Origin of the sequence: Marinomonas phaeophyticola (assembly GCF_026966905.1) — a bacterium.
GTDB lineage: Bacteria > Pseudomonadota > Gammaproteobacteria > Pseudomonadales > Marinomonadaceae > Marinomonas > Marinomonas phaeophyticola.
The window spans coordinates 169,662-194,614 of record NZ_JAPUBN010000013.1 but is presented as its reverse complement, the minus strand read 5'-3'; the positions used below and the strand labels follow the sequence as shown (position 1 = coordinate 194,614).

Here is a 24,953-nt window from a genome sequence, read left to right as displayed (position 1 = left end):
ATACGCAATAAGAAATTAAGTTAACTATCCTGCTCAAGCCGCTTTCCAAAACTCACAACATCCTCTATTACATAGCCAATAGCCCGATAAAAGGCGAGTACCTTATGATTACTTGAGCGAACTTGTAAGTTTATTTTAGGGCTACCTTTTTGCTTAATACTCTCCTCAACAGCCACCATAATTTGTTTACCATATCCTTTTCGTTGAGCTTCTGGACTTACTGCTAGGTAATTAACCCAGCCACGATGACCTTCGTATCCCCCCATAACGGAAGCAACGAGTTCCCCATCTTCCATCCCTACTAAAAATAGCTCAGGATCGACCTTTAATTTCCTATCAATATCTTTGTTAGGGTCATTTTGAGGTTTCACTAGATCGCATGCCTTCCACAGAGTAATGACGTCTTTCCTATCACTCTCAACAAAATGTCGAATTTGCATAATGTGTTCCTTTTTACAGATCGATGAGAAGACTCAAATTTTATGAGGCTTTACAATGGGTTTACCCTGTGAATTCATAAAAGGGTTTGGCGTTCCTTTCGCTAATATTTTCCACAGTAATATTTTTCTAATCATTCGAAAAATAAGACGTTTCTCAGATAAGGGAGCACTCATACTCTGAGGTAATGGAGAATCAAGATTTTTTACATACACATTTCCCATAATAGGACCTATTTTTGCATTAATATCCTGATCCTTAGCAATAAAAGAGCGAAGAATACCGACCATTGGTATTTTAGCACCCGCGGTATTACCAATGGGGGTCTTACAACAATCGGTATACCAACGACATACGCCTTTGTCAGTTAATTTTAAAGACTTGAGTTGATCTACCCCCAAGTCAATGGAGATAAAGGCTGGAGCTATTTGAAAAATATCACTGCCTCCAAACTCATTTAATACGTCTGACTGCAAATAGTTAGCAAAATTTTGACAACTTTGGCAATAACACACCAAGTGATTACCTTGCTTTAAGTTGACACTATGAACTCGCCCCTTTACTTTTCCACAGCGACACTCAAGCGCTAGTTCAGTCATAAGTTGCTCTCCTCTTTGGGATAAATATAATTAACGCTCATATTTAAGCGCTTTATAGCCAACGCCTTACCTTAGACTTATAAGACAAAAAAGACGCTTTAAATACGTGTTCTAAGGCGTTTTCTTCAGGAATGATATACCAACGGTTGGCAAGCAAGATAAACAAAGGTAAGAAAAAACCATTAATTAGATTCCCAGAAATAATCCAAAAGGCACTAATAAATAAGAAAAAACCTATGTACATAGGGTTTCTGGAAACAGCAAAGAGGCCATTAGTCACTAAAACTGAAGCGGCTTCTGGAGTCGCTGGATTGACGGTTGTATTCGCTTTTTTAAAGGCATAACCAGCGACTAAAATAATAGACACTCCCAATCCAAAGAGCACAGTAGAAACACTCTTATAGAAAGGTAGAACCATTTGATAATGAATACCAACAAGGTTGAAACCTATCATGCACAGACAGATTAATACCACCAGAGCAATTGGAAATTTAAACACCTTCGCTAACATCTGACTCTCCTATTCACTTGACCCTAATAGAGAATATCCCTAGCATCTCTTTTAATATGCGCATATCTTAAACTAATATACAATTTAACTCATGATAAGTGCACCTACGCATACTAAACTCAAAAGCATTACGTTTAATAACATCAATTGAAAGGGAAAAAAATGGATATTTTACTGAGTCTCGTTGTGACTTGGCAGTTTGTACTGTTTCTTTTTATTATCTTACTTTTAAAATCATCGATTAAATTTGTACCGCAAAACAGAGCATGGGTCATAGAACGTTTTGGGAAATTTCATTCAACGAAAGAAGCCGGTATCAACTTCATCATTCCTTTTATTGATAAAGTTTCCGCAGATCGTTCCTTAAAAGAGCAGGCGTTTGATATTCCGAGCCAAGCGGCAATCACTAAAGATAATATTTCTTTAACGGTTGATGGTGTTTTATATTTTCGAGTTTTAGACCCTTATAAAGCCACCTATGGAGTAGAAGATTACGTCTTTGCAGTGACTCAATTAGCGCAAACTACAATGCGTTCCGAAATAGGTAAAATTGACCTGGATAAAACCTTCGAAGAAAGAGATGCGTTAAATACACAAATCGTCTCTTCAATTAATGAAGCGGCCGAATCATGGGGTGTGGCTGTTTTGCGTTATGAAATTAAAGACATCGTTCCACCTAACTCCATCATGAATGCAATGGAATCCCAAATGAAAGCTGAGCGGGAACGTCGTGCTAAAATTCTGGAATCAGAAGGAGAAAGACAAGCCGCAATCAATATTGCCGAAGGTGAAAAACAAGCACGAGTACTGGCCGCAGAAGCGGAACGACAAGAGCAGGTATTACAAGCAAAAGGAGAAGCTGAAGCCATCACCGCCATAGCTGTTGCGCAAGCGGAAGCTCTAGATGTGGTTGGTAAATCAGCGTCTACTGAAGAAGGTCAAAAGGCCATCCAACTCGATTTAGCCACCAAGGCCATTGCCGCTAAACATGCTATCGCCAAAGAATCGAGTATTGTTCTATTACCTGATGGTGCAACAGATGCAAACTCTATTATTGCTCAAGCAACAACTATCATTAACTCCCTGAATAAAGCACATTAAAATGTTTGATTTTATCTCCAATAATATCGCTCATAGTATGATAGCCCTTGGCATCGTACTGCTCATTGTCGAAGTTCTCGTCTTAGGCTTTAGTACTTTTGTTTTATTTTTTCTTGGCTTGTCATTTATTATTACAGGGGGGTTAATGCTGGCAGATATATTGCCCGTCACCTTTAGTAGTATTTTGCTATCAAATGCTTTGGCTTGTATCTTCCTAGCGCTTGTTTTATGGAAGCCGTTGAAAAAGATGCAAGACAACACCGAGACCAAAACAATAAAAAGTGACTTTACAGGCATTCAACTAACCACGATAGAGGAAATTTCTGATACATCTACTCCCGAATATAAATATTCAGGTATTATGTGGAAGTTAAAAAGTACAGAACTCATTCCAGAAAATACTAGGGTTGAAGTCATTAAAGCGGAAGTAGGCACTTTTTGGGTCAAGGCCATTTAATTCGTCAGAATCGCTTTTTTACCGCAAAGAAAAAGCGATTCTTAACCCCAAACACATTTAAGCAAAAACCGCAGCTAAGTTTTGCAGTTCAGCCAGGTGCTTTGGTATTCGTTTAAGCACAATGTCATCATGAATCTTCAAAATAATGCTTTTCAATAGATCCGTATTACTTTTAAAACCCTGATTTTCCATTAAAGATCTCATCTCATCCAAACTGCTTCGACTAATTTTCATGGAGAGTCGCTTCGATGATTTCGCTTTAGCAAAGTCTGAATGCAGTAAATTCGCTAAATTTTTACTCGGGTAGCGTTCCGTATTTAATGCATGTAAATAATAAAGAATCAGTGTTTTACCAAAGCTCTCCGCCAAAGCAGGGTTAATACGGTGGGAAGCAAGAGTTAAAATATCTAAATAATGTGCAGGTAAACGAATATCAATAGAATAGCGCGTTTTATCATGATCTGATTTGATTTTAACCGTCGTTTGCGTCGGCACACTTAACGCTTTATCACAACTATTGCAAACGGCCACCAATACTTTTTTATTAACTTGCTCCCCTAAGCGAACATCCCTTAACTTATAAGTTGCTTGAGATAAGCCGCAACTAGGGCATTCAACTTCTTGTTGACCATCTTCTTTTACTACTTTCAACCTTCAACTCCATTAACATGATTACACAATAACGAGGAATAAATCAGTATTCTAAAAAATAATAAATACAGTTAGTTTACAGGCCACCCGATGTATCAATAAAAGTACCGGTCACAAAGGAGGACTTTTCAGATGCTAACCAAACTATGGCTTCCGCCACTTCACTCGCCTCACCGCCACGCTGCATCGGAATCTTCGATTTTAAACGATCAACTCGTTCCGCTTCACCACCTGCTGCATGCATCTCAGTATAGATTAATCCAGGCCTCACACCATTCACACGTATGCCTTCTGCCGCCACTTCCATGGCTAAACCTCGAGTCATTGAATCCATAGCGCCCTTTGAGGCGGCATAGTCCACATACTCGTTAGGAGAACCTGTTTGAGCGGCTTTTGAGGAAATATTAATGATTGCACCGCCACGACCATCACAGCGATACGACATACGTTTAATGGCTTGTTGTGAACATAAAAAACAACTGAGTACGTTTGTACGCATAACGTCCATAAAACGCTCAGCAGAAATCCCTTCAAAGCGAGTTTGTGTTTTCAAAATTCCAGCGTTATTAACTAATACCGAAAGGCTTCCCCATGTGTTATCCACTGCTTGAAACAAAAACTCAACCTCATCGGCTTTGGAGACATCCGCTTGAACGATGATGCATTCACCCCCCATGTCTAAAATGTCCTGCTGCACCTTTTTAGCCGCCATGACATTTCGTACATAGTTGATGCAAACCGCATAACCATTGCGAGCAAATAATTTCGCAGCTTCCGCACCAATACCACGGCTACCTCCCGTAATGATTACCACTTTTTTAGCACTCATTATTGCCCACCTTACTATTGTCGTTTACTCATCAATACCATTACAAAATGCCTGAATCATAGAGCCATAATGGTCATTCTTTAAATATAGAAAATCTATAGCAAAAAGTCTCTTGGCAGTAAATCATACAGCTAAAAAGGAATCTATTTTAATTCTTCGCAAAAGACATAACCTGATATATGATGCGCGCCACCAATAACCTTAATTTACCCACTGGCAACCCTTCCTATGTCTTTTAATGCACTATATACCGATTTATCGGATTATTATGATTTGATGTGCGCCGATATAAATTATTATCAACAAAGCGCCAGTATTAACAGACTGCATACCTTATTTGGCCAAGGAGGCACTCGCCATCTTGATCTCGCCTGTGGTACGGGCCCTCATGTTAAACATTTTTCTGACTTTCTATACCAAAGCAGTGGCTTAGATATTAATCAGCCCATGCTTGATATTGCTACGTTGCGCTGCCCGCATGCTCAATTCAGCTTACAAGATATGTGTCATTTTTCAACAGAAGACCATTTCGATTTGATCACCTGCTTCCTTTATTCTATTCATTACAGTGGTAACACCCAAAGATTGCAAGCTTGTATAAGAAGTACCCATGCGGCACTCTCCACAGGAGGCGTATTCTGCTTCAATGCGGTCGATAAAGATAAGATTGATAATTTTTCCTTTGTAAAACACAGTGTTCAGAAAGGAGAGGACCTATTTACGTTTGCATCAAAGTGGCACTACAAAGGTAAGGGGGATACGCAAACGCTAGATGTCCACATAGAAAAAACCAACACAAGGGAAACCCAATATTGGCAAGACTCGCACCCTATGGTTGCTATCGGGTTTGAGGAATTAACCCAACTATTAGCCCCTTATTTTAACGTGCAAATGTTTGAGCACGATTACGATAAAATTCTTCCTTGGGATGGCAAATCAGGAAACGCTATTTTCGCTTGTGTGAAGATTTAAGGTAGCTGCTGATAAAAAAGGCATCTTAACCTGGGATAGGCTCACTGAGGAACAATTTTCATAGAATCTGACTGTAGACAAAAGGTGTCAGACTCTATGAAAAAAAACGCACAATAAACCTAATTGTACTGTGAAATTAAAGTCACATGCTCAACAGAAGCATCAAAAAACTCGGACCTCACCTTACCGTACTCCGCATTACCAAAGAATCGCTCTGCTACTTCTTCAGTTGGAAAAGCCAAAATAAACACCCGATTAATCGGCTTTCCTGATTCATTAATCAATGTATCGGATACGTTAAAATCGTAGCGAAAAAAACCGTTATGGGCTTTCAAAATAGGAATCATTCCCTCACGATACTTTTGATAAACACTGTCGTCAGATACATATAAACCAACTAAACGCTCAAACATAGCCTAACTGTCCTTTATAAATCTTATATTTTTCTCAATGAAACCAATCAGGTTAAATTTGCTTTTCAAATACCTTCACATTGTCTGGAATCTGAAACCAGTCTTGCTTTTCACTGGTCCAAATATGCACCGTTGGTTGAATAAGACGAGTATCAGATAAATTTGAAGGTTTAAGTTTAAGTTTTTCTGGTTCAGCCGGATTAAAATGGTAAATACGATTACCACAGGTCGGACAGAATTTGGCCGCACTCACATTACCACTATCAGCGGGGCGGCTCCATTCTTGCATTTCTCCTTCAAAAACAACCGTACTCGCATCCACCATTGCCGTCAGGCTAAACGCGCTGGTCGACAGCTTTTGACACTCTTTACAATGACACGCAGCCACTAAACTGGGCGCCGATAATAAGGTATATTTAACGCCTCCACACTGACAAGAACCACTTACTGGATACTGCATTTTACTCTCCTATTGACGTTTTATTTAAAGTATTCGCTCCATAAAAACACTGTTTGGATCTAAACTGTAATCGGCAAAAGGGCCACAATAATCAAACCCATATTTTTTATACAAAGTTCTCGCGGGGAGAAAAAAGTCCATCGAGCCTGTTTCTAAACTCAGCTTATTATACTTTCTGGATGACGCTACCGTTAAGACATGCTGTAGCAATTGTGACGCTACACCCTGATTACGCGCACTTTCACACGTTCTCATGGATTTTATCTCTGCGTGACTAGGAGTTAACTCTTTAAGCGCGATACACCCGAGAACCTCGTTGTCTTGGGTAGCAGACCAGAATGAAATGGACGGCTGTTTTAATGATTCAGGATCAAGTGCATGTACACTTTCTGCCGGTGAGGTGGCATACATGTCTTTTAAATGCGCTTCTAACAATCGCAACACAGCCCCACTTTCTAAGTCATCAAGAGCAATATTAAGCATTCATATCCCCATTCGTTGGTCATAGCGATTCTATACAATACCGATTCTTTGAGGGTAATCAATATACGCTGAACTAAGATGGCCTAAACATGTCTAGTTTTAAAGGATAAGAATGACCTAACCAACTGGCACCTTGGGTATGATCTAAATAATCATCTCCCGTCAGCGGATGCAAAAAGACATCTGTGTTGCCACGATTCATCATCAACCAGGGTATAAAATCGCCAAAAGTACTGGCGGCAAAAGACAGCTGACAACTCCACACCGGATGAGGACCAACAGGCCTTTGATGAAAGCGCCCTACTTTAATAGGGAACGCCGCCTGGGCTGCATCAGCAATCAAGACGGCCGCCTCCATACTCTCCATATCATGAAAATAAAGGTGTGCATGGTAAGCGGTAATATTATCTACTTGAATGGTCGTCATATGGAGACTCTCTGTTTATTATTGAATAGTGACTCTCTTTAAAGATATAACAGATTACTTACTTTCTGCTATCCGCTGAGCCTCATGCAGCAATTCATCTTTACCAGATGCAATGTCATCAAGTAATACCGCATCCAAATTAGAAAAAGGCTGTGTATTCAAACATGTAGGAGGAAGTTCGTCCTCTTCATGAGGTTTGATTTTAGTAAGCTCATTCACGTGATACTGTAAAACAACAACGGCCAGTAACCCAAATACGACAGTGCCTACCGCTTGCCCATATAATACCCCCACAGCACCAAACCAAGCGGATCCAAAATACACAAAAGGTAGCGTCCCTATTGTGGCTCGACCGATACTCAATACCGTAGAATACAGTGGTTTACCCAGGTTATTAAAAGAAGTATTGGCTACAAAAATAGCGCCATTAAAAATATATGAAATGGCGACATAAGTACAAAATGCATTTACGATAAGAATGGCATCACCCTGTAGCCCAAAAATTTGAATGATGTAATCCTGTAAAAGAAACAGTAAAGCACAAACAAAAACGGTATAGACGATGGTAACTATAAAGGAATTACGCAATACGTCTTTCACCCTATCTAAGCGTTCCGCCCCTAAATTTTGTCCTAAAATTGGCCCTACAGCACCGGATAAGGCAAATATCACAGCAAAACAGACAGGTATTAAACGGCCAATAACCGCAAAGCCAGCAACAAAATCTTCTCCAAACTTAGCAATACTCGCTGTCACTATTGCATTTGCAATCGGTGTGGCCGTATTCGTTAAAATGGCCGGAATAGCAATTTTTAAAATGGGCTTTATATGAGTTAACCATTGTTCAAGGTTCGGTAGCTTAACCAGATCATGATGCTTAATAAGAGGATAAAGAGAAAAGAACAATACGGCGAAACGAGCAAAAACAGAAGCCAAAGCCGCCCCTTCAATGTTCCAGTTAAATCCAAAAATAAAAATCGGATCTAAAATCGCATTCACAATACCACCGGACAGCGTCGCCCACATTGACCGTTTAGCATCACCTGCAGAGCGCAACCCAGCACCCGCAACCATAGCAACGGCAAGAAACGGCCCACTGGGTAATAAAATATATAAATACGCCTGAGCGCGTTCCGCCGCTATACCTTCCGCACCAATTAACGCAAGCAGCTCCGGAGTGAAATAAAACATGAATGTGGTGAAAAGCAGACTAATTAAAAATGCCGTTACTATAACGCTGCCACTAATTAACTTCGCTTGGTTATGCTGACCCGCTCCAATAGCTTTAGAGGTTAAGGCCCCCATCGCAATCGAGGTACCAATAGAAACAGAAGTAGAGAAAAACAATAACGTGCCGGCAAAACCCACTGCCGCCGCCAGCTCAATTTGGCCTAACATACTGATAAAAAGCATGTCGATTAAATCAACCAAAAAAAGCGCCATCAAGCCGATTGAACCAGACCCAGACATCACTAAAATATGACGCATTGTTGAGCCGTGTACAAACTTTGCGGTTTGCTCTGACATTTATCTTCCTTATTTTAAATAACTTTCACACAATGAAATACCCTAAAAGCATAACAAGTTATGATGATCAGTATTCTAAATAAATAAGGAAAGATTCTTATTTTTCGGTTTTGTCTTTATGGGAGGGCGGATAAGCACAGGATAGGGTCAATGACAATCCATCCTACATTGCGATACCAACCTACTAATGGACGCTAAATCAGGCCAAACAAGTGGCCTAAAAAAATCCCCGTTCATTGAATTTTTTATGCGCTCGCTAAAATATGCTCTACCCATTTAGACTGCGATAACAAGTGGTTATCCTCCCCATTTGCCGCCGTTAGCATCACTCCAATAGAATGCCCTTGATACTGATAAGGTAGAGATACACTACAGCCATCGAGTACATTGGCTAATGTAGTATTACGCAAACACAATAAATTAATACGATCATAGTCCTCATTTAACGTTAAGGCCTCTATTTTAGGAGGTAAGATTGCCACAGTAGGCAAGACGATAATTCGATCCCCCACTTCCTCTTTATAGCGCTCAATTAAGGCCTTTCTTTGATTACAGGTCTCTAAGAACTGCTTATCATCAATCGTTAGAGCTCGCTTCAAACGAGACGCCACTCTTGGATCAAGCGCTTTAAGATCAACGTTATAATGTCGCGTATAATAATCCATTGCTTCAAACGCAGAAAATTGCCAAATAGGAAGTTGTTTGTACTCTTCTAAAAAAGGGAACGCTTTTTCTTCAACCTGAATACCAGGCGTCTGTTTTAGACGATCAATTACATGAGTAAATGCCGTTCTTACTTCATCATCAAGTTGATCTAGACCAAAATTGCTCGGTACAACAAAAGAAGCACTTTTCGCGACAGGATTGTTGACTGTGGTACCAGACAATACCCCCCAAGCAAGCTCGCAATCAGAGAGTGTATTCGCAATGGGCCCAACACTATCTAAGCTGGCTGAAAGCGGTAAACTACCTTGACTGGAGACACTGTTTTGGGACGGTTTAAAGCCTGTTACACCACAAAAGGCCGCTGGTATACGTAACGATCCACCGGTATCCGTTCCTAAAGCAATATCTGCAATTCCCAAAGCAACGGATACCGCTCCACCACTGGTAGATCCTCCTGAAATACGGTTTTCATTCGGATACAAGGGGGTTTTCGGAGTGCCATAATGAGGATTTAAACCCAATCCAGAATAGGCTAATTCAGTCATGTTAGTATGGCCAATAAAGTAAGCACCGGCATTTCGCAATTGCTTTACTGCAACAGCATCTTCCGTTGCAATATCCCTTTTGTTTAGAAACACGGAACCCGCTCTGGTTTTATAACCCGTCACATCAAACAGGTCCTTAACGGAAACAATCGCATTCTTTAATGGCAAATGAGAAACACAGGCAGTGGTATTCTCGTCATCTGTTGATATATCAAAAATCTCTGTAAAAACATCCTTTCCGTGAGAGGCAATAATGTCTTTTGAACGAGCCAGTTGAGCCGTTAAATCACGATTTTTCCATGGAGATTGTGCAACATTTTTCATAATACAGTTCTCTTAGATCTAATTATTTTACAGCAGGTAATTCAACCGTATGATACTCGGTTTCAATGGTACGTTTTAAAACGGGATCATGTAGTAACATACGAAACTTCAAAGGGGGCCTCGCTGTCTCCAAGGCTATTTAGACCTCATGCTTTCCTATCAACTCAAGGTATTTTGATCATGCTTACCAACCCGTATATGTCTAACCCTAAAGGAGATTGCAGTTCAATACGCAAGAATAAAGCTAGAAGTGAATAATAGGAAATAAGCTCGTAAAAAATCACTCAAAGAAGAGTGATTTTGCAATCAATGACGTTTAAATAGACTTTTATTTTGAGTAGATTTCTGCCGTACCTACCGCCGCAGACGCAGTATCCACACCGTATAGCGTGTTCACGCCCTGAGTAAGAGCCGCCTGCGCTGTAATAGCGTTATTTTGCTGTCCTGTCGTTGCATTATGAGCCGCATTAGATAATGCCTGACTGGTGGCAATCATAAAATTACCTGTCGCGGTGGCAGGCGCATCCCCAAGTACTTTTGTATTTTCTTGGGAAACTGAATCGGTAATTTGAGAATTTACTGCTGTTGGAAAAGCCATAAAGGGCCTCCTTTATCGTATATAAATAATTAGTTACAATCATTTTAATTGAATAAAATGCGTTTTAACGCCATGCTGAATTCATAAATTAACTCTAGTTTATTTTCTCTAAAAATGACAATTATAGAGTCATTCTATAACGTAACGGCTTTTCGCTCTCTTTGAATTCAAGTCTTTTAGTTAGATAAAAAATCAACTAAACAAAATATTTTAGGATAATAAAAGCTTAACCGTACCAGTTCGCTATGAAAATGCCATTTATTCTAAATCGACTCTATCGAAATTTGTTCACACGTATTAAAATCAGCGCAAATTCCCTATCCCTTAACTAAGGATCTTTCATGACTCTGTCGACCGGCCAGTCAACTAATGTCGTAGTTGTTAGCAACTCTTCCGATAATCCCTTTGCTATTGATGTTGCCTATGCAATGGGACAACACGATGATATCGCTGACTTGATCAGCATGAAGCAATTCATGAACTCTGAGTTTTGCCCTCGTTTTATCTCCGACGAAGCCGATTTTGAAAACATTGGTCGTAAATTAAAAGGCAAGTCCGTTATCATTGTCAGTACGGGGAGTCATGTAAAAAGTCGCCAAGAGCTAGCAATGACAAACCTCATTATTGCCCGTGCCGCCAAAGAAAATGGTGCAGAAAGAGTCGTTTTGGTTGAGCCTGATTTATTCTATAGTGCACAGGATCGTGGCCCTCATCAAAGCTTAGGGGAAACGAGCTTTGAACGTGATATCCATGACGTTAAAAAATTCGATGGTCAACCTTTCACAGCTAAGCTCTATGCACAAATGTTAAAGCTTGCTGGCGTCGACACGGTAATGACCATTCATAATCACTCTGACTCTGTACAAAAAATGTTTACAGAAGTCTTTGAAGGTGATTTTCATAACCTCATTCCTTACGAAATCTATGCTCACTATTTATTAAACTCCAATATTTTAAACTACGGTGAAGATGGAGAAGGTCTTGTGCTTTGCGCTCCAGATAAAGGCGCTCGAGACTTCGTCAAAGAGATGTTTAAAACACTTGGTCTGAGCAAAGCTAAATTCATTATGCTAGACAAAGAACGTACCGCCGAACGCAAAGTTGAAATCACCCTTCATAAAGAAAGTGAACACACCTTTGATGGCTTAGACGGCGCAAGCATTGTCTTATTTGACGACATGGTCCGCACTGGCTCTACCGTAGTAAAGTCTTGTCAATTTTTACAGCAAATCAACCCTGAACGCATGGTCTTTGCTGTATCACATTTCTATGCCAGTGACGAAGGTCGTGAGCGTATGGCGCATCCTGCCATTGGAGAGATTCTAACACTCAACACGCTACCGACTATTCTGAATCGTGATGAGCAAGGCCGCTTACGTAAGAAAATGGTCGTGCTTAAAGTTGAAAAATGGCTCGCTCAAGAGCTATGCCATATTTTAGACTTACCGCAAACACTGGAAGAAAACCCTTATAAAATTGATATGTCATCTAAAAACCCTCGTTTTAAACGTAAAATTTGGTTCAGCGAAGAACTACACGAATTAAAACAAGGTAAGTAATTTTACAAGCCACAAACATTATTTATAACACTAAGTTATAACACTGAGCTTTCACGTAAAAAATGAAGGCTCAGTTTGGTTACTCATTCAATAGAAACGTCTATTTAGTTCTCACTTCCTTGCGTTAAATCAACACCTTTTTTGCTATAAAATGGCACACTGATTTCACTTAATAGAAACCATTACATAGGTGAAATCATGAGTAGCACTTTCTACATTCCTGCTGTCAACATTATGGGTGAAGGCGCCCTAAACGATGCGATCAATCAGATTGATAACCTTGGTTTTAAACAGGCATTAATAGTCACAGATCCGGGGATGACGAAACTCGGTGTCGTTGCGGATGTTGCCGCGCGATTAAAAGAAAAAGGCATTGAATGTCGTATTTATGATGGCGTTCAACCAAATCCAACCGTCGAAAATGTCAATGCAGGGTTAGATGTGCTGCAGACTCATGTCTGCGATTGTGTTATTTCCTTAGGTGGTGGATCGGCTCACGATTGCGCTAAAGGAATTGCGTTAGTGGCGACAAATGGAGGTCATATTAGTGACTACGAAGGCGTCGATGTTTCTAAAAAGCCACAACTGCCTTTAATTGGCATCAATACAACCGCTGGCACCGCCTCAGAGATGACACGTTTTTGCATCATCACAGACCAAGATCGACACATAAAAATGGCTATTGTGGATCAAAATGTCACGCCAATTTTATCTGTAAATGATCCTATGTTAATGGCCGGCATGCCAGCATCACTAACGGCCGCAACGGGAATGGATGCTCTGACTCATGCAATAGAAGCCTATGTATCCACCGCAGCGGACCCAATTACCGATGCCTGTGCCATTAAAGCCATTGAACTCATTCGTGATCATTTACGCGAAGCCGTTCATAACGGTAGCAATATGGAAGCCCGTGAAAAAATGGCCTACGCTCAATTCTTAGCCGGTATGGCCTTTAATAATGCCTCTTTAGGTTACGTTCATGCCATGGCTCATCAATTAGGTGGTTTTTATGATCTACCTCACGGCGTTTGTAATGCTGTATTACTACCTCATGTGCAACGCTACAATGCACAGGTCGCCGCACCACGCTTAAAAGACATAGGCAAAGCATTAGGTGTTGAAACAACCAATCTCAATGATAAAGAAGGGGCTGATGCCGCTATTGCCGCGATCGTTAAGTTGTCTCAAGATGTGAATATTCCTTCCGGTCTTGATGAATTAGGCGCAAAGGAGAGTGACTTTGGTATCCTAGCGACAAATGCCATGAAAGATGCCTGCGGTTTCACTAACCCAATACAACCGACTCACGAGGATGTTATCAGTATTTTTAAAGCCGCTAGGTAAATAGCGTTTTCGTTACCCCTTTAACACCCATGTATAAAATGGCTCTATCGTATTCCAGCGTTAGAGCCATTTTTTAAAGCTGAATAACAATAACCGAACCTACACGATTAGAATATACTGTCATCATCTGCTCCACATTATTGCTCTAGGATTGTTTATGAAGCCTATTTCTACGCCTAAAAATAACGTTGATAAAAACATGCTAGGCGTTTTTCGTTACAGTCGACGGGCGATGAGCTTGGTATGGCAAACCTCCCCCGCCTTAACGATTGGGCTCGCTCTCGCCACGTTAATCGCGGGCGTATTACCGGCGGCCATGGCTTACGTAGGGCAATTGATTGTCGATGCGGTGCTCGCCGCCATGGAAACCTATAAACAGAGCCAAACCTTGCATTACCAAACGGCTCTCAACTATGTGATTTTGGAAGCGATTTTAGTCCTAATAATTGCCGCCGCGCAACGTAGCCTCACGGCACAAAAAGCCATTCTTCAGGGATTATTAGGGCAAAAGGTCAACCTAATGATCTTGGAAAAAGCGCAAAGCCTGTCCTTATCGCACTTTGAAGATTCTGAGTTTTACGACAAACTTGTCCGCGCTCGTAGAGAAGCCTCAAGCCGCCCTCTGGCGCTCGTCAATAAAACTTTTGGATTGATTCAAAACGCCATTTCTTTATCCAGTTTTGCGGTGTTACTGTGGCAATTTTCCCCATGGGCCTTAGTGTTATTGATCTGCGGAGCACTCCCCTCGTTTATTGCCGAAGCGAAATTCTCTGGCGATGCCTTTTTAATGTTTCGTTGGCGCTCTCCCGAAGTGAGACAGCAAAACTATTTAGAAACCCTATTGGCACGAGAAGACAACATCAAGGAAGTGCGCCTCTATCAATTAGGTGAACGTTTTTTACAACGTTATTCAGCCATCTTTGCAACACTGTTTAAGGAAAGTAAACGCTTAATTCTTCGCAGAGAAAGCTGGGGGTTTGCCCTCGGTGTCATCAGTACCTTGGTATTTTATGGGGCCTATGGCTGGATTGTCAGTGACACCATTGTTGGCGCGATCACCTTAGGTCAAATGACCATGTATTTATTGTTGTTTAAACAGGGACAAAGCGCGGTCTCAGCCTCACTCACCGCCATCAGTGGCATGTATGAAGATAATCTGTATTTATCAAATTTGTATGAATTTCTTGAACAAGAGACCGCTTCCTCTACTAGTGGACTTTTAGCGGGCCCAACACCGAACGATGGTATTCGCTTTGAAAAAGTCTCATTTCAGTACCCTGGCAGTGAGAAACCGGCGCTTTTTGACATTTCATTACACATTCGACCTGGTCACAGTTTGGCGATAGTAGGCGAAAACGGCTCAGGTAAAACCACGTTAATCAAGCTACTCACTCGACTCTATAACCCCACAGAGGGCCGTATTTTATTAGATGGGTTAGATCTACTGGAATGGGATGAGACGGCTCTATTGAAACGTATTGGTGTGATTTTTCAAGATTTTGTGCGCTATCAATTTATTGTCGGAGAAAACATAGGTGCGGGAGACAACGACCGTTTCAACGACGAAACTGGTTGGCAGAAAGCCGCCGATCTTGGTAAAGCCACCGATTTTATCTCTGAATTGGAAAACGGCTACCAAACTCAGCTTGGTCGGTGGTTTAAAGGTGGGCAAGAGCTGTCTGGCGGGCAATGGCAAAAAATCGCCTTGGCACGTGCTTTCATGCGAGAAGACGCGGATATTTTAGTCTTAGACGAACCCACTTCCGCCATGGACGCGCAAGCCGAAGCCAATATTTTTCAACATTTCCAAGAACACACAAAAACCAAAATGGCGATCTTAATATCTCATCGTTTCTCCACCGTTCGTCTTGCTCATGAGATTGTCGTAATGGAACATGGACAAATAAAAGAGCGTGGCACCCATAAGGCTTTGCTAGCACAGCAAGGTCAATACGCGCATTTATTTACTCTACAAGCAGAAGGGTATAAATAAAGTAATGGATGGCCTGTATTACTGCCTCTGCCTGTATCACTATTATGCAGAGGTTTAGTTTTCAGTAACGATTGCCGTGCTAAATGGCTTTTGTCTTAGAGTACAAAAAACAGCGTTATCATGCCAAATGCCACTACTCCACATAAAATAGGTAAGCCCATGGATCGAGTGCGTGTCCAAACACCCAAGGTAATCAGTATCCCGACGCCAGTCGCTAGCCAAGAGAACATGTCAGAATGAGCAGGTACTAAAGACGTACCAAACATCGCAGCAATCATGGTTGGCCCCAATATAGTCAACCAAGTCGGCATTGCGTCAATACCGTCCTCCGCTTGTTTTTTAGCTAAGTTTCGTTTCATCCAAATGTACGGCAAAAGGCGCAGTAAATACGTACCAATGGCAATGCAGACAAGCGCCAGCCACATAGAGGTATCCATCCTTAATGCCCTCCCAAAAGGCGTTGGTTTTTTAGCGTGTAGAACAGCACGGCACCGCTCATGGCCGCCAATGGAATGGCAACATTCGGGTAACCTAACATTTTCAAAATTATCGCGGTAACAGCAGACAACGCAATGGTCAGTGTCCATAAACGATTATTGCAACGTGGAACGATTAAAACGAAGAACAGAGCGGGCAGTGCAAAGGGTAAAATATCGTTAATCAATGGCCAACGTTGTGTCAATTCTCCACCCGCAATGGCACCCAGTGCGGTACCAGCAATCCAGCTTAACCAAGCTAACATTGCCGCGCCTGTGTACCAACCTATGCGCGCATGTTCTGGAAGCTGAGGCAAACGGGCATGAGCCAGCGCAAAGATTTGATCCGTCAAACCATGCATTAAAGGCAGCCACTTCTTATCATGGTTTAAATAGGGAGAAAGATTTGGTCCATAAACAATGTGACGAGCGTTGATTAGCAAGGTCATGATGACAACCAACCATAACGGCGCACCAGAAGCCGCCATCGCAACAAATAAAAACTGAGATGCACCAGCATAAATAAAGGCAGAGATAAGAATGGTCTCTACCACACTAAAACCAGACTGAACGGAAATCAGGCCAAAAGAAATGGCCACCGGAATATAACCGCCAAGTAGCGGAATCGCGTCTTTTACGCCTTCTTTCCAAGATGTTCCTGCAAGGGTTTGGGTTGTCGTACTCATAATTGTACCTCCTGTATAGAATCAGACCGTTCAGCGTAGCCTTGTTTAGAATAGGTAATGACCATCATCAAGGTCGCCCATGAATCGTCAGTTTGATAACTGTGTGGAACATCGGCCGCGAAAGTGTGCGCTTTACCAATGTCCAAATGGCGCAAGTCATTATTTTCACCCGCCAACAACTTGCCACTGATTAACGTAATGGTTTCTGTCGTACCTGCGATGTGCGGCTCTGATTGCTTAATAGTATTAGGAGCGCAAGACATCCAATATACATCGACACGGGGATTCCCCTCGCCTTGATCAATCAGCCTTACCTGCACACCGTTTTCTCCCAGTGGCGACTCCACACTGACGACAAGATCCCCAAACGGAACATCCAGCTGTACAGCCAAACGCCAAATTGTTTCTAATGTCGGATTGCCCTCACCCTGCTCAATACGAGACAAGTTAGACTTAGCAAGCCCAGCATCCAACGCAAGCTGGGACAAAGACAGCCCCTTTGCCATACGCAACGCTTGTATATTTCGACCCAACGAGCCGAGAAGAGGTTTATTCATCATGCATCTCAAATTGTTCTTTATATAGAACGTTCTATATAAAGAACAACCGAATGTCAATGATATTTTCAAAAATGGATTAGGTTGGAAGGGAAAACAAGTTCATCAACTAACGCTAATATGAAGTGTGTAGCGTTAGTCATGTTCATTACACACTGATCTTCACCCAATTAAATTGCCTTGTTATAAGGAATGCCAGGCAAACTGACCGGCTAATGTCTTGCCCTCGACACAAGGTATTCCTTATTCTGGAGTTTGGTTTTTCTAATTTAGACAGAGATTAAAAAACATCAATAATGTCCTGCTGGGTTCTTTCCCTCTAGATTCTTTCCAGGGTGATTCATCTTTTATCAAACAGAGAGAAGGCACTTGATCAAATGTGCTTTCTAAGGTCACCGATCAAACACAAAAAGCATCATCCACTCGAACCTCAGTCAGTACCGAGTTGCCGATAAAACAGGCTTCGTGGGATTGATGATGAAGCTCTTTTAACACCGCTGAGCTGGGTCTTTCTCCAACAAAAGTGATGGTTGGTCGTAATACCACTTCTGTCATCATTTGTTTATCATTGGGGCCAATTGCCAAGGTACCAATGGCCTTGTCTGTGTATTGCTCGACGATGAGTTTTTTACGAGAGGCGAAGTCCAAAAAGAACAACATGTGACAACTGGATATCGACGCCACAAAGGCTTCTTCAGGATCAACATTTTCCGCCACAGACATCGGCAAAGGAACAATATGCGGCGAAGACGAAGCTGGTACGACAACACCACCTTCGAACTGCCATTCATGAGCACGGCTGTATTTTTTGTCCGAAAATAACTGTAAACCACGCTTCCATTCAACTGTTGCAAAATATTCCGACATAACAATCTCCAAATCAATTTTTACTCATAAAAACTTACTCTAACTTGCTAATTTAATCCGGTATAGCGATAATTTTGCACTCTAAGTTAACAAAAACTCATATCATGAAACTTTCTCAGATCTCTCTTTCTGCACTGCGAACCTTTGCAGTTGTCGCACGATCAGAATCATTAAGTATTGCTGCTGAACAGTTATGTATTAGCCCTAGCGCGGTTAGCCATCAAATGAAATTATTAGAACGGCAGATAGGTCATGTCTTGTTCATACGTCGATCTAAGGGCGTAAAGTTGACTACGGTAGGAGAACGGTTATCCAATAATGTAATCAGCGCCATTCAAAGGCTAGAGCAAGGAATCTCTCAGTTGGAGCATCACTCCCTACAAACATTAACAGTCGCTACCATCCCCGCCATTTCACAATTATGGTTAATCCCCAAATTACAATTTTTTTATGAGCAAGCCCCCGATATCAACCTCAGTATTTTAGATCAGGATGGCTTAGTTGATTTCACCCACCAACCAGCCGATTTACATTTACATTTCGGTAGTGGTGAGTTTCTAGGCTGTAAAAGTGTACTATTAATGAATGAGCATGTTGTACCTGTCTGCAGCCCAACATTATTGGCTAGGTATGAGAATCCAGAAGCGTTATTACAAGCCTCCGAAGTCCGTCGTTTAACCTACACAGGTTATTCTGAGGATGCTATCGGTGGTATCACTTGGCAGGGTTGGTTTAACCACTCAAAATTAATATTGAATCAACATCAAGCAGAAACCAGATACAACCACTTAGCCCCGTTATTTCAATCCGCTAAACACGGCCAAGGTATTGCGCTAGGCTGGGAACGATTAATCGAAGCTGATATTAAGAGTGGAAAGCTCGTGGTATTAAGTAATATTCGCATGCCACTCAAATACAGCTATTACTTCGTCATACCTGAACACAATACCGAGAAACCTGAAGTTCAAGCTTTTATCGACTGGGCAAAAAGTTTCTCAGCGGCTCACAATGATACGTGATTCACACTGTAGATAATATTTGCAGGATATTTGATTGGCTGGTAATCACCTACAAACAGCAATGAGTGATTTACCAAAGACACCCGATAGTGATTTACCAAAGACACCCTACTTGATTTACCAAAGACACCCTACTTTGATTTACCAAAGACACCCTACTTTGAAAATCAAGAACCCCCAAGATCGTCTTTAATATTTTGATTAACATAATCACTCGATACAGGAAAAAAGCTGAGCATGGGTGAGAAACGAATTGTGTTGCTATCTAGTTCGATAAAATAGCATTTTTAAGGCGAGCGAATCCGCTTACGATTGAGTAAGAAAGGATTAATTTGAAATAAAATATGTAGGTATGCTAGGCCAGTAATCGACAACAGCGTTGATTCGGCCTAGACCTTGGTTGAGCATTTTTGTAACGGGTAATGCTGTGCTCTTGCCCAACAATACCGTGAGTATGCTGCTCAAATTGAATGGAGATCGTCAGCCAATTTTCAGACGATATTCCAAGCCTTTGTAGAATAGGAGATAAGGTCAAATCAATTGCACCGCGTTTATCTTGCCGGGCAATACGCCCAGTCATATCAACCAGTTCAATATAATCCATTAACTTAAATAAGATGCCTTCTTTTTTGTTTTTACTTTCATTCTCAACGAAAGGATATAAGGCTTTTGGTTGAACGTTTTTTCCAGCCGCTTTCACTCGTTTTTTGATGCTAGTAAATTCTGACGTTTCCGGCGTGGCTGCGACATTGGCGCAGATAGGATTGAGATCAACATAGGCCATACAAGCCAAAACAGAGGCTTCGTCTAACAAGGCTTGAGATTTAAAACGCCCTTCCCAGAATCGTCCAGTGCATTCATCCTCAGCATTCGCTTGCCGTGCGATGGGTTCGTTTAACTCCCGCATAAACCAACTGATATCAGACAACCTTTCTCGATACGCTTCCGCCGAACGCTCAGCAAGTTCAATTGCATAATCCGGCATAACCGATGTCGATCAACACCGAATTATCAAAAGCTTCTTGAAAGCCCGCAACAGACATAGTAATAGCATGCTCTGGTGGCCATTGGATTTCACTCCTATTATCAGCAATAGAACCAAACGGGATAATATCTACAGGCAGCCCACTTACCTGGTGTATTAGACGATGAGGTAATTTTGTATTGCTTAGTCCAGATTCCAACAATGCATTTTTAACTGAAGTAAAGCTCACCCAATCAGAGACCAAGATTGCCGTATCAATATCGTGGGTTTTTCTACCTAGGCTTCTATCAAAGACATGATAAAGCAATAAATCCCGCGCTGTAGCTCCGGCAATAAAATAAGGTATGCCAAGCTGTGATGTCACATTCATAATGATATCAAGCACAGGTTCGAATGCAGGGTTAAGCGGGTGTTTGAGCTTATAGATACTTTTCATAAATCATCCTTGCGACTTCTATATTACGGCTGTCCTTACTCGCTTCTAACTCTGCCACAGCCAATAAGGCTTGGCTTTTAATCGTCCATTCTAACTTGGTTCCCCAGAAGGCAGGAACCAGCCATAAAGCGCCTTCTAGATTTGTTCGACAATTCAGTTGTGCCAGTTTTTTTTGTAGCGGTAAACGGGTAAATAGCTGTAAATATTGAGGATAAAGATAATGAGTAAGAACGTCTGCTGCGGCTTCTCCACCCCAGTAATCACCCTCTTCTATTGGTAGGTCTTGCCAATTGCCTTTATATTCAAGGCGAACACCACCCAACTTAGGTCGAATAGACAATCGATAAGCTTCTACCCAAATAGCTAACATGCGTTTCACATCAAGTATTCGTCTGTTTTTTCCAAGACTAATTAAAGATTCCTCTTCAAAAATCCCTAAACCTTTGCTCACCATTCCTAATGAAATACTCGCATATTCTGCCATTTCTCTATAAGAGACATTTAGAATCTCAGGTTTAGACAACAAAGCAAACAAGAGTTTCGCTGAACCTTCGCCTAATTTATTGGATTTGGTTTCATCAGTGAATGTTTTTTGAGTTTTACCTTTTTGTGACTCAATCCAAAGATGTAGACCATTATTATCGATTCTCACATTGCCAGCTGTATCAATGAAGTTAAGCCCTTTTTGTGTGCATATATCCGCTAAATAAGATGTAAGACGATTACAAATCAATAGCGTATTAGAAGCACTTTCGCCCAATAAAGAGTCTAAACTTTCCTTCCGATGTATATTTTTTACAGCAACATAAAAGTGATAGTTATCACCACTGACAATCAAACATAATTCACCGTCAGTGAAGCTACCGCTATTGAGCTCGTCATTCTGTATGAGTTTATCATTTTCTATGAACTGAGCTTTAATGTGAGCAGGAAGTAATGCCATCGCATTGAGCACTAAAGATGATTGCTTAGTCATGATTAATATTGCTCTATATCAATGTATGATCGTGAACAATTAGCAAATACCTTGAGCCATTAAAAAAGGAAAGCCATATTGTTATGTGGTGGCCGCAAAGATGGGAAAAGAGATAAAACATTTTATGATAGATATATTCCGTTAGCTGAAAAAAAATTCTTAAATTACTTGAAAAATAGTGATTCAGAAAAAACAAAATAGGAGGTTTAGTTATGGCTAAGTCGATAAACGAATTACGGAAGAAAATTAAACCAGAAGTTCAAGCCGCCGCTAGAGCTAAAGCCGTTGCCATTATTGCAGAGATGTCACTTGCAGAAGTCAGAAAAAAAGAGGCATAAATCAGGCCGATTTAGCCGGCCTTATGAATATTGCTCAGCCAAATATATCTCAAATTGAAAATCGTCCCGATGCCCTTATCAGTACATTGAATCAATATATTGAAGCATTGGGAGGTAAGCTAGAAATACACGCCAAGTTCCCTGACGGACAAGATATAGAAATCTCTCAATTCGCAATCGTTAAGTAAAAAAACAAAAAAGCCGAGACATCTTTAACAGAAACATCTCGGCTTTTTGCATTCACTGTTGTTCTAAAGCTTATTTATTACAGCCACAGCCTGTGTGTTCGTCGCTCAGTTCTTGCCAGTTTTTCAGTTTACTGGTGCCGCCGATGCCTGAGTTGAAGCTGTTGGTTGGGTCGGTTTTTTGGTAAAACTCCCGCAATGCAGGTTTGGCAAGGTATTCATGCCCTACATTATGCTCGGCTGGGTATTCCGCACCGCGAGCGTCGTAGCTGGATAGGATTTGCTTCTTCACGGCTTTGGCGTCGGCGCCTTTTTTCATGATGTAGTTTTGGTGCATGACATGGCAGAAAAAATGCCCGTAGTACATTTTCACAGCCACTTTATCTTCAATGTCTTGTGGAAGCACTTCGAACCAATCACGCTCATTACGCGGAAAGGCCACGTCTATGGTCATGATAGCCCCTAGGTCTTTGCCATTCATAACATGATAACGACTTAATGCGCCACCAGTCACAAAACGGTGTAAGATGGCTTGATCAGCTTCGCGCTTAGTACAAGCAAAGTAATCGCCTTCATTGTCTTTAAAAAAACGGTCTAAATAGGCTTGAGCCTCATCTACACCTTCATTACTGGTTTCGACAATCCAATGATGTTCGTATTTTTCACGAAAATCTTCCATGCGTTCGGGTAAGTGGTTCGGGAAAATCTGACTCATATACTGCATAATACGGTCGGAAAGCTTATTCGGCAGAAACGCAAATTTACCCGCCCATCGGTCAACCGTACGTTTTAGAGAAAACATTTTAGGGATGTATTTAGTGCCAAGTTTGTCGATCACTAAATAGCTGTCCTTACCGTACTTTTTACTGATGTCATAACTGCTACTGTGCATGTATTCGCCAGAGACAGGCAAATGTTTGAAGCTTGACAACATATCACGGCGCATCTGTTCCATCACCGCTGGATCATTGGTGCCAATGTAGAAAACTTGATACTTTTCAGGGATAGGGAAGGTATCGATTCGAACGGCAAATACCGCCAACTTACCCGCACAACCAGACGCTTCGTATAAACGGCGCGGATCATTGTTAAAACGGGAAGGCGTATCCGCATCAACGTCTCTGATTCGCTGGTGATATTCATTGTCAGAGCCGAGTTTATCAGGGAATTGAATGTCTTTTTCTTGGTAGGTTTTATTCTGCAAATTGCTAAGAATTTCTTCTGGATCGGTTCCTAACTCAATGCCTAAGTTATTCACCAATTGCAATTCACCATCGTGGGTAACTTGTGCAAACAACGACATTTCAGTGTAAGCCGGGCCACGTTGCACTAATGCCCCGCCGGAGTTATTACACACACCACCAACGATGGACGCACCAATACAAGAAGAGCCAATAACAGAATGCGGTTCACGACCATAAGGCTTCAGTGTGTCTTCTAAACCAAATAAAGTACTGCCGGCAAAACCAACGATTTGCTTACCTTGATCAATCAACTGAATATCATCAATACGCATGGTACTGATAATCACAATAGGACGATCGTAGTCAGCCCCGTTTGGCGTTGACCCACCGGTTAAGCCTGTATTCGCCGCTTGCATAATAACAATAACATCGGCCTTCACACACGCTTGCAGCACTTTCCAAATTTCAACCAAGCTACCTGGACGGACAACGGCGTAGGCCTTACCGCCACCAAGACGAAAGCCCTGACTATAAGGTTGTGTTTTGTCTTCATCTGTTAGAGTGTATTGATTTCCTACAATGGCCTTTAATTCATTAGCCAAATCTAAGCTGAAACTGGACGTTGTCATAAAAAATACTTCGCGATCGGTGGGGGAAAGAACGCCATTATACTAAACTTACCCGACACTAAAAAACAAGAAAGACGGAATCTTTCGGCTATCCGTCCTCATTGTTTTTAACTTAATCATTCAAAAAAGTCAGATGACACAAGCATCAAGATGGTAATTTCACGGTTTTCATCACAAAAAAACGGTTTCAAAGCCCCTTATGGGCTAGGCGATAGCAATATAAATATCCACTTTGGTCTCACTGGTATAGCATTCAAAATCGACACTATAGGCTCTAGTATGAACACACGTGTCGTCAGCAAAGTAACGCCAAATTTGCTCCCAAACCGCTATTACCACCTGTGGCATCTCCCCTTCGCCAGAAAAGACCAAATAATCACCAGCGGGAAGTAACGTCCTTGTTAACTCGGCATTCGATTCAAGCATGTCTGGCTCAGCACCGACGAGCACCGAAAAGTCTCCTCTGTGGTCTGATTCATATTGGTAATACACACCATATAAACAGGCGCCTTTTTCATACTTCACTTGGGCTTGTTGGACAAAGGTTTGGTGCAAACTAGCAATTTTTGCTGTCCCTGGATGTCTTTCATTGGCATTGTTGGTTCGTACACTTAAACCGGCTATGTGTTTTTCAGCTAACATTACTGATTTCATTTTATCTCCAAAAAATCGATTTGACTCGTTAATGACGGGTTTACTATATCGACAACTATGA

30 protein-coding genes are annotated in these 24,953 nt (G+C 41.4%); 9 read left to right on the top strand and 21 right to left on the bottom strand.

Annotation, left to right across the window (positions count from 1 at the left end; translation table 11 throughout):
* Window positions 1-20: 20 nt before the first annotated feature.
* The 3 genes from O1D97_RS07055 to O1D97_RS07045 are packed head-to-tail and all read right to left on the bottom strand — an operon-like array spanning window position 21 to window position 1,548.
* Entirely contained in the window at window positions 21-440 is a 420-nt protein-coding gene (locus tag O1D97_RS07055) for a GNAT family acetyltransferase (RefSeq protein WP_269124183.1), read from the bottom strand.
* A 33-nt stretch (window positions 441-473) separates the two neighbouring features.
* Window positions 474-1,037, bottom strand: coding sequence for a DUF6151 family protein (locus tag O1D97_RS07050; protein ID WP_269124181.1), 564 nt, complete (start codon window positions 1,035-1,037; stop codon window positions 474-476).
* Window positions 1,038-1,089: 52 nt separating this feature from the next.
* Entirely contained in the window at window positions 1,090-1,548 is a 459-nt protein-coding gene (locus O1D97_RS07045; protein WP_269124179.1) for a methyltransferase family protein, read from the bottom strand.
* A 162-nt stretch (window positions 1,549-1,710) separates the two neighbouring features.
* Between O1D97_RS07045 and O1D97_RS07040 the strand changes: the two genes are divergently transcribed.
* Together O1D97_RS07040 and O1D97_RS07035 are read left to right on the top strand one after the other, a co-directional pair.
* Complete coding sequence (locus tag O1D97_RS07040) at window positions 1,711-2,649, top strand: SPFH domain-containing protein (RefSeq protein WP_269124178.1); 939 nt, start codon at window positions 1,711-1,713, stop codon at window positions 2,647-2,649.
* A gap of 1 nt (window position 2,650) precedes the next feature.
* The gene (locus O1D97_RS07035; RefSeq protein ID WP_269124176.1) at window positions 2,651-3,106 is read left to right on the top strand and encodes an NfeD family protein; all 456 of its coding nucleotides are present in this window, start codon (window positions 2,651-2,653) and stop codon (window positions 3,104-3,106) included.
* Window positions 3,107-3,163: 57 nt separating this feature from the next.
* Here the strand turns inward: O1D97_RS07035 and O1D97_RS07030 are convergent, their stop codons facing one another.
* Together O1D97_RS07030 and O1D97_RS07025 are read right to left on the bottom strand one after the other, a co-directional pair.
* Window positions 3,164-3,757 (bottom strand): hypothetical protein, encoded by a 594-nt coding sequence (locus O1D97_RS07030; RefSeq protein WP_269124174.1) that lies wholly within the window; start codon window positions 3,755-3,757, stop codon window positions 3,164-3,166.
* 76 nt (window positions 3,758-3,833) lie between these two features.
* Window positions 3,834-4,586, bottom strand: a complete 753-nt coding sequence (locus tag O1D97_RS07025) for an SDR family oxidoreductase (RefSeq protein WP_269124172.1) — start codon at window positions 4,584-4,586, stop codon at window positions 3,834-3,836.
* 228 nt (window positions 4,587-4,814) lie between these two features.
* Here O1D97_RS07025 and O1D97_RS07020 point away from each other — a divergent pair, with 228 nt between their 5' ends.
* A complete protein-coding gene (locus tag O1D97_RS07020; protein ID WP_269124170.1) occupies window positions 4,815-5,558 on the top strand; it encodes a class I SAM-dependent DNA methyltransferase in 744 nt (247 codons plus the stop codon).
* A gap of 119 nt (window positions 5,559-5,677) precedes the next feature.
* On the opposite strand, the gene O1D97_RS07015 is transcribed toward O1D97_RS07020, so the two are convergent.
* From O1D97_RS07015 to O1D97_RS06985, 7 genes are all read right to left on the bottom strand, one after another.
* The gene (locus O1D97_RS07015; RefSeq protein WP_269124168.1) at window positions 5,678-5,971 is read right to left on the bottom strand and encodes a DUF1330 domain-containing protein; all 294 of its coding nucleotides are present in this window, start codon (window positions 5,969-5,971) and stop codon (window positions 5,678-5,680) included.
* A gap of 52 nt (window positions 5,972-6,023) precedes the next feature.
* Window positions 6,024-6,431, bottom strand: a complete 408-nt coding sequence (locus tag O1D97_RS07010; protein WP_269124166.1) for a GFA family protein — start codon at window positions 6,429-6,431, stop codon at window positions 6,024-6,026.
* Between the two features lie 24 nt (window positions 6,432-6,455).
* Window positions 6,456-6,914, bottom strand: coding sequence for a GNAT family N-acetyltransferase (locus tag O1D97_RS07005; RefSeq protein WP_269124164.1), 459 nt, complete (start codon window positions 6,912-6,914; stop codon window positions 6,456-6,458).
* Between the two features lie 73 nt (window positions 6,915-6,987).
* Window positions 6,988-7,341, bottom strand: a complete 354-nt coding sequence (locus tag O1D97_RS07000; protein ID WP_269124162.1) for a DOPA 4,5-dioxygenase family protein — start codon at window positions 7,339-7,341, stop codon at window positions 6,988-6,990.
* 54 nt (window positions 7,342-7,395) lie between these two features.
* Window positions 7,396-8,868 carry an MATE family efflux transporter gene (locus O1D97_RS06995; protein WP_269124160.1) on the bottom strand — a complete coding sequence of 491 codons (1,473 nt, stop codon included), beginning with the start codon at window positions 8,866-8,868 and terminating at the stop codon, window positions 7,396-7,398.
* A 245-nt stretch (window positions 8,869-9,113) separates the two neighbouring features.
* Entirely contained in the window at window positions 9,114-10,403 is a 1,290-nt protein-coding gene (locus O1D97_RS06990; protein ID WP_269124158.1) for an amidase family protein, read from the bottom strand.
* A gap of 328 nt (window positions 10,404-10,731) precedes the next feature.
* Window positions 10,732-11,001, bottom strand: coding sequence for a RebB family R body protein (locus O1D97_RS06985; protein ID WP_269124141.1), 270 nt, complete (start codon window positions 10,999-11,001; stop codon window positions 10,732-10,734).
* A gap of 341 nt (window positions 11,002-11,342) precedes the next feature.
* Between O1D97_RS06985 and O1D97_RS06980 the strand changes: the two genes are divergently transcribed.
* From O1D97_RS06980 to O1D97_RS06970, 3 genes are all read left to right on the top strand, one after another.
* On the top strand, window positions 11,343-12,560 hold the full coding sequence (locus O1D97_RS06980) for a ribose-phosphate diphosphokinase (RefSeq protein WP_269124139.1): 1,218 nt from the start codon (window positions 11,343-11,345) through the stop codon (window positions 12,558-12,560).
* 198 nt (window positions 12,561-12,758) lie between these two features.
* The gene (yiaY, locus tag O1D97_RS06975; protein WP_269124137.1) at window positions 12,759-13,907 is read left to right on the top strand and encodes an L-threonine dehydrogenase; all 1,149 of its coding nucleotides are present in this window, start codon (window positions 12,759-12,761) and stop codon (window positions 13,905-13,907) included.
* 157 nt (window positions 13,908-14,064) lie between these two features.
* A complete protein-coding gene (locus O1D97_RS06970) occupies window positions 14,065-15,900 on the top strand; it encodes an ABC transporter ATP-binding protein (protein WP_269124135.1) in 1,836 nt (611 codons plus the stop codon).
* Between the two features lie 95 nt (window positions 15,901-15,995).
* Here the strand turns inward: O1D97_RS06970 and O1D97_RS06965 are convergent, their stop codons facing one another.
* From O1D97_RS06965 to O1D97_RS06950, 4 genes are all read right to left on the bottom strand, one after another.
* Window positions 15,996-16,337 (bottom strand): AzlD domain-containing protein, encoded by a 342-nt coding sequence (locus tag O1D97_RS06965; protein ID WP_269124133.1) that lies wholly within the window; start codon window positions 16,335-16,337, stop codon window positions 15,996-15,998.
* 2 nt (window positions 16,338-16,339) lie between these two features.
* Window positions 16,340-17,062, bottom strand: a complete 723-nt coding sequence (locus tag O1D97_RS06960) for an AzlC family ABC transporter permease (RefSeq protein ID WP_269124132.1) — start codon at window positions 17,060-17,062, stop codon at window positions 16,340-16,342.
* A complete protein-coding gene (locus O1D97_RS06955) occupies window positions 17,059-17,619 on the bottom strand; it encodes a helix-turn-helix domain-containing protein (RefSeq protein WP_269124131.1) in 561 nt (186 codons plus the stop codon). The genes O1D97_RS06960 and O1D97_RS06955 overlap by 4 nt, the downstream gene beginning before the upstream one ends.
* 399 nt (window positions 17,620-18,018) lie before the next feature.
* The gene (locus tag O1D97_RS06950) at window positions 18,019-18,486 is read right to left on the bottom strand and encodes an OsmC family protein (RefSeq protein ID WP_269124129.1); all 468 of its coding nucleotides are present in this window, start codon (window positions 18,484-18,486) and stop codon (window positions 18,019-18,021) included.
* A 104-nt stretch (window positions 18,487-18,590) separates the two neighbouring features.
* Between O1D97_RS06950 and O1D97_RS06945 the strand changes: the two genes are divergently transcribed.
* Complete coding sequence (locus tag O1D97_RS06945) at window positions 18,591-19,505, top strand: LysR substrate-binding domain-containing protein (protein WP_269124128.1); 915 nt, start codon at window positions 18,591-18,593, stop codon at window positions 19,503-19,505.
* 355 nt (window positions 19,506-19,860) lie between these two features.
* Here the strand turns inward: O1D97_RS06945 and O1D97_RS06940 are convergent, their stop codons facing one another.
* The 3 genes from O1D97_RS06940 to O1D97_RS06930 are packed head-to-tail and all read right to left on the bottom strand — an operon-like array spanning window position 19,861 to window position 21,902.
* Entirely contained in the window at window positions 19,861-20,490 is a 630-nt protein-coding gene (locus O1D97_RS06940; protein WP_330221446.1) for a hypothetical protein, read from the bottom strand.
* Window positions 20,471-20,926 (bottom strand): hypothetical protein, encoded by a 456-nt coding sequence (locus O1D97_RS06935; RefSeq protein ID WP_269124126.1) that lies wholly within the window; start codon window positions 20,924-20,926, stop codon window positions 20,471-20,473. Before O1D97_RS06935 ends, O1D97_RS06940 begins: the two co-directional genes overlap by 20 nt.
* Window positions 20,910-21,902: a type IV toxin-antitoxin system AbiEi family antitoxin gene (locus tag O1D97_RS06930; protein WP_269124124.1), complete on the bottom strand. Its 993-nt coding sequence runs from the start codon at window positions 21,900-21,902 to the stop codon at window positions 20,910-20,912. Before O1D97_RS06930 ends, O1D97_RS06935 begins: the two co-directional genes overlap by 17 nt.
* A gap of 212 nt (window positions 21,903-22,114) precedes the next feature.
* On the opposite strand from O1D97_RS06930, the gene O1D97_RS06925 reads away from it, so the two are divergent.
* Together O1D97_RS06925 and O1D97_RS06920 are read left to right on the top strand one after the other, a co-directional pair.
* Window positions 22,115-22,240: a hypothetical protein gene (locus O1D97_RS06925; protein ID WP_265728036.1), complete on the top strand. Its 126-nt coding sequence runs from the start codon at window positions 22,115-22,117 to the stop codon at window positions 22,238-22,240.
* 23 nt (window positions 22,241-22,263) lie between these two features.
* A complete protein-coding gene (locus O1D97_RS06920; RefSeq protein WP_269124122.1) occupies window positions 22,264-22,428 on the top strand; it encodes a helix-turn-helix domain-containing protein in 165 nt (54 codons plus the stop codon).
* 70 nt (window positions 22,429-22,498) lie between these two features.
* Here O1D97_RS06920 and dld read toward each other — a convergent pair whose 3' ends face one another.
* The gene (gene dld / locus O1D97_RS06915) at window positions 22,499-24,238 is read right to left on the bottom strand and encodes a D-lactate dehydrogenase (RefSeq protein ID WP_269124121.1); all 1,740 of its coding nucleotides are present in this window, start codon (window positions 24,236-24,238) and stop codon (window positions 22,499-22,501) included.
* 204 nt (window positions 24,239-24,442) lie between these two features.
* Window positions 24,443-24,892, bottom strand: coding sequence for a GyrI-like domain-containing protein (locus O1D97_RS06910; RefSeq protein ID WP_269124119.1), 450 nt, complete (start codon window positions 24,890-24,892; stop codon window positions 24,443-24,445).
* Window positions 24,893-24,953: the final 61 nt, after the last annotated feature.

Coding starts and splice junctions, on each gene's coding strand:
- O1D97_RS07055 (WP_269124183.1), bottom strand. CDS start 440: ATGCAAATTCGACATTTTGTTGAGAGTGATAGGAAAGACGTCATTACT.
- O1D97_RS07050 (WP_269124181.1), bottom strand. CDS start 1,037: ATGACTGAACTAGCGCTTGAGTGTCGCTGTGGAAAAGTAAAGGGGCGA.
- O1D97_RS07045 (WP_269124179.1), bottom strand. CDS start 1,548: ATGTTAGCGAAGGTGTTTAAATTTCCAATTGCTCTGGTGGTATTAATC.
- O1D97_RS07040 (WP_269124178.1), top strand. CDS start 1,711: ATGGATATTTTACTGAGTCTCGTTGTGACTTGGCAGTTTGTACTGTTT.
- O1D97_RS07035 (WP_269124176.1), top strand. CDS start 2,651: ATGTTTGATTTTATCTCCAATAATATCGCTCATAGTATGATAGCCCTT.
- O1D97_RS07025 (WP_269124172.1), bottom strand. CDS start 4,586: ATGAGTGCTAAAAAAGTGGTAATCATTACGGGAGGTAGCCGTGGTATT.
- O1D97_RS07020 (WP_269124170.1), top strand. CDS start 4,815: ATGTCTTTTAATGCACTATATACCGATTTATCGGATTATTATGATTTG.
- O1D97_RS07015 (WP_269124168.1), bottom strand. CDS start 5,971: ATGTTTGAGCGTTTAGTTGGTTTATATGTATCTGACGACAGTGTTTAT.
- O1D97_RS07010 (WP_269124166.1), bottom strand. CDS start 6,431: ATGCAGTATCCAGTAAGTGGTTCTTGTCAGTGTGGAGGCGTTAAATAT.
- O1D97_RS07005 (WP_269124164.1), bottom strand. CDS start 6,914: ATGCTTAATATTGCTCTTGATGACTTAGAAAGTGGGGCTGTGTTGCGA.
- O1D97_RS07000 (WP_269124162.1), bottom strand. CDS start 7,341: ATGACGACCATTCAAGTAGATAATATTACCGCTTACCATGCACACCTT.
- O1D97_RS06995 (WP_269124160.1), bottom strand. CDS start 8,868: ATGTCAGAGCAAACCGCAAAGTTTGTACACGGCTCAACAATGCGTCAT.
- O1D97_RS06990 (WP_269124158.1), bottom strand. CDS start 10,403: ATGAAAAATGTTGCACAATCTCCATGGAAAAATCGTGATTTAACGGCT.
- O1D97_RS06985 (WP_269124141.1), bottom strand. CDS start 11,001: ATGGCTTTTCCAACAGCAGTAAATTCTCAAATTACCGATTCAGTTTCC.
- O1D97_RS06980 (WP_269124139.1), top strand. CDS start 11,343: ATGACTCTGTCGACCGGCCAGTCAACTAATGTCGTAGTTGTTAGCAAC.
- yiaY (WP_269124137.1), top strand. CDS start 12,759: ATGAGTAGCACTTTCTACATTCCTGCTGTCAACATTATGGGTGAAGGC.
- O1D97_RS06970 (WP_269124135.1), top strand. CDS start 14,065: ATGAAGCCTATTTCTACGCCTAAAAATAACGTTGATAAAAACATGCTA.
- O1D97_RS06965 (WP_269124133.1), bottom strand. CDS start 16,337: ATGGATACCTCTATGTGGCTGGCGCTTGTCTGCATTGCCATTGGTACG.
- O1D97_RS06960 (WP_269124132.1), bottom strand. CDS start 17,062: ATGAGTACGACAACCCAAACCCTTGCAGGAACATCTTGGAAAGAAGGC.
- O1D97_RS06955 (WP_269124131.1), bottom strand. CDS start 17,619: ATGAATAAACCTCTTCTCGGCTCGTTGGGTCGAAATATACAAGCGTTG.
- O1D97_RS06950 (WP_269124129.1), bottom strand. CDS start 18,486: ATGTCGGAATATTTTGCAACAGTTGAATGGAAGCGTGGTTTACAGTTA.
- O1D97_RS06945 (WP_269124128.1), top strand. CDS start 18,591: ATGAAACTTTCTCAGATCTCTCTTTCTGCACTGCGAACCTTTGCAGTT.
- O1D97_RS06940 (WP_330221446.1), bottom strand. CDS start 20,490: ATGCCGGATTATGCAATTGAACTTGCTGAGCGTTCGGCGGAAGCGTAT.
- O1D97_RS06935 (WP_269124126.1), bottom strand. CDS start 20,926: ATGAAAAGTATCTATAAGCTCAAACACCCGCTTAACCCTGCATTCGAA.
- O1D97_RS06930 (WP_269124124.1), bottom strand. CDS start 21,902: ATGACTAAGCAATCATCTTTAGTGCTCAATGCGATGGCATTACTTCCT.
- O1D97_RS06925 (WP_265728036.1), top strand. CDS start 22,115: ATGGCTAAGTCGATAAACGAATTACGGAAGAAAATTAAACCAGAAGTT.
- O1D97_RS06920 (WP_269124122.1), top strand. CDS start 22,264: ATGAATATTGCTCAGCCAAATATATCTCAAATTGAAAATCGTCCCGAT.
- dld (WP_269124121.1), bottom strand. CDS start 24,238: ATGACAACGTCCAGTTTCAGCTTAGATTTGGCTAATGAATTAAAGGCC.
- O1D97_RS06910 (WP_269124119.1), bottom strand. CDS start 24,892: ATGAAATCAGTAATGTTAGCTGAAAAACACATAGCCGGTTTAAGTGTA.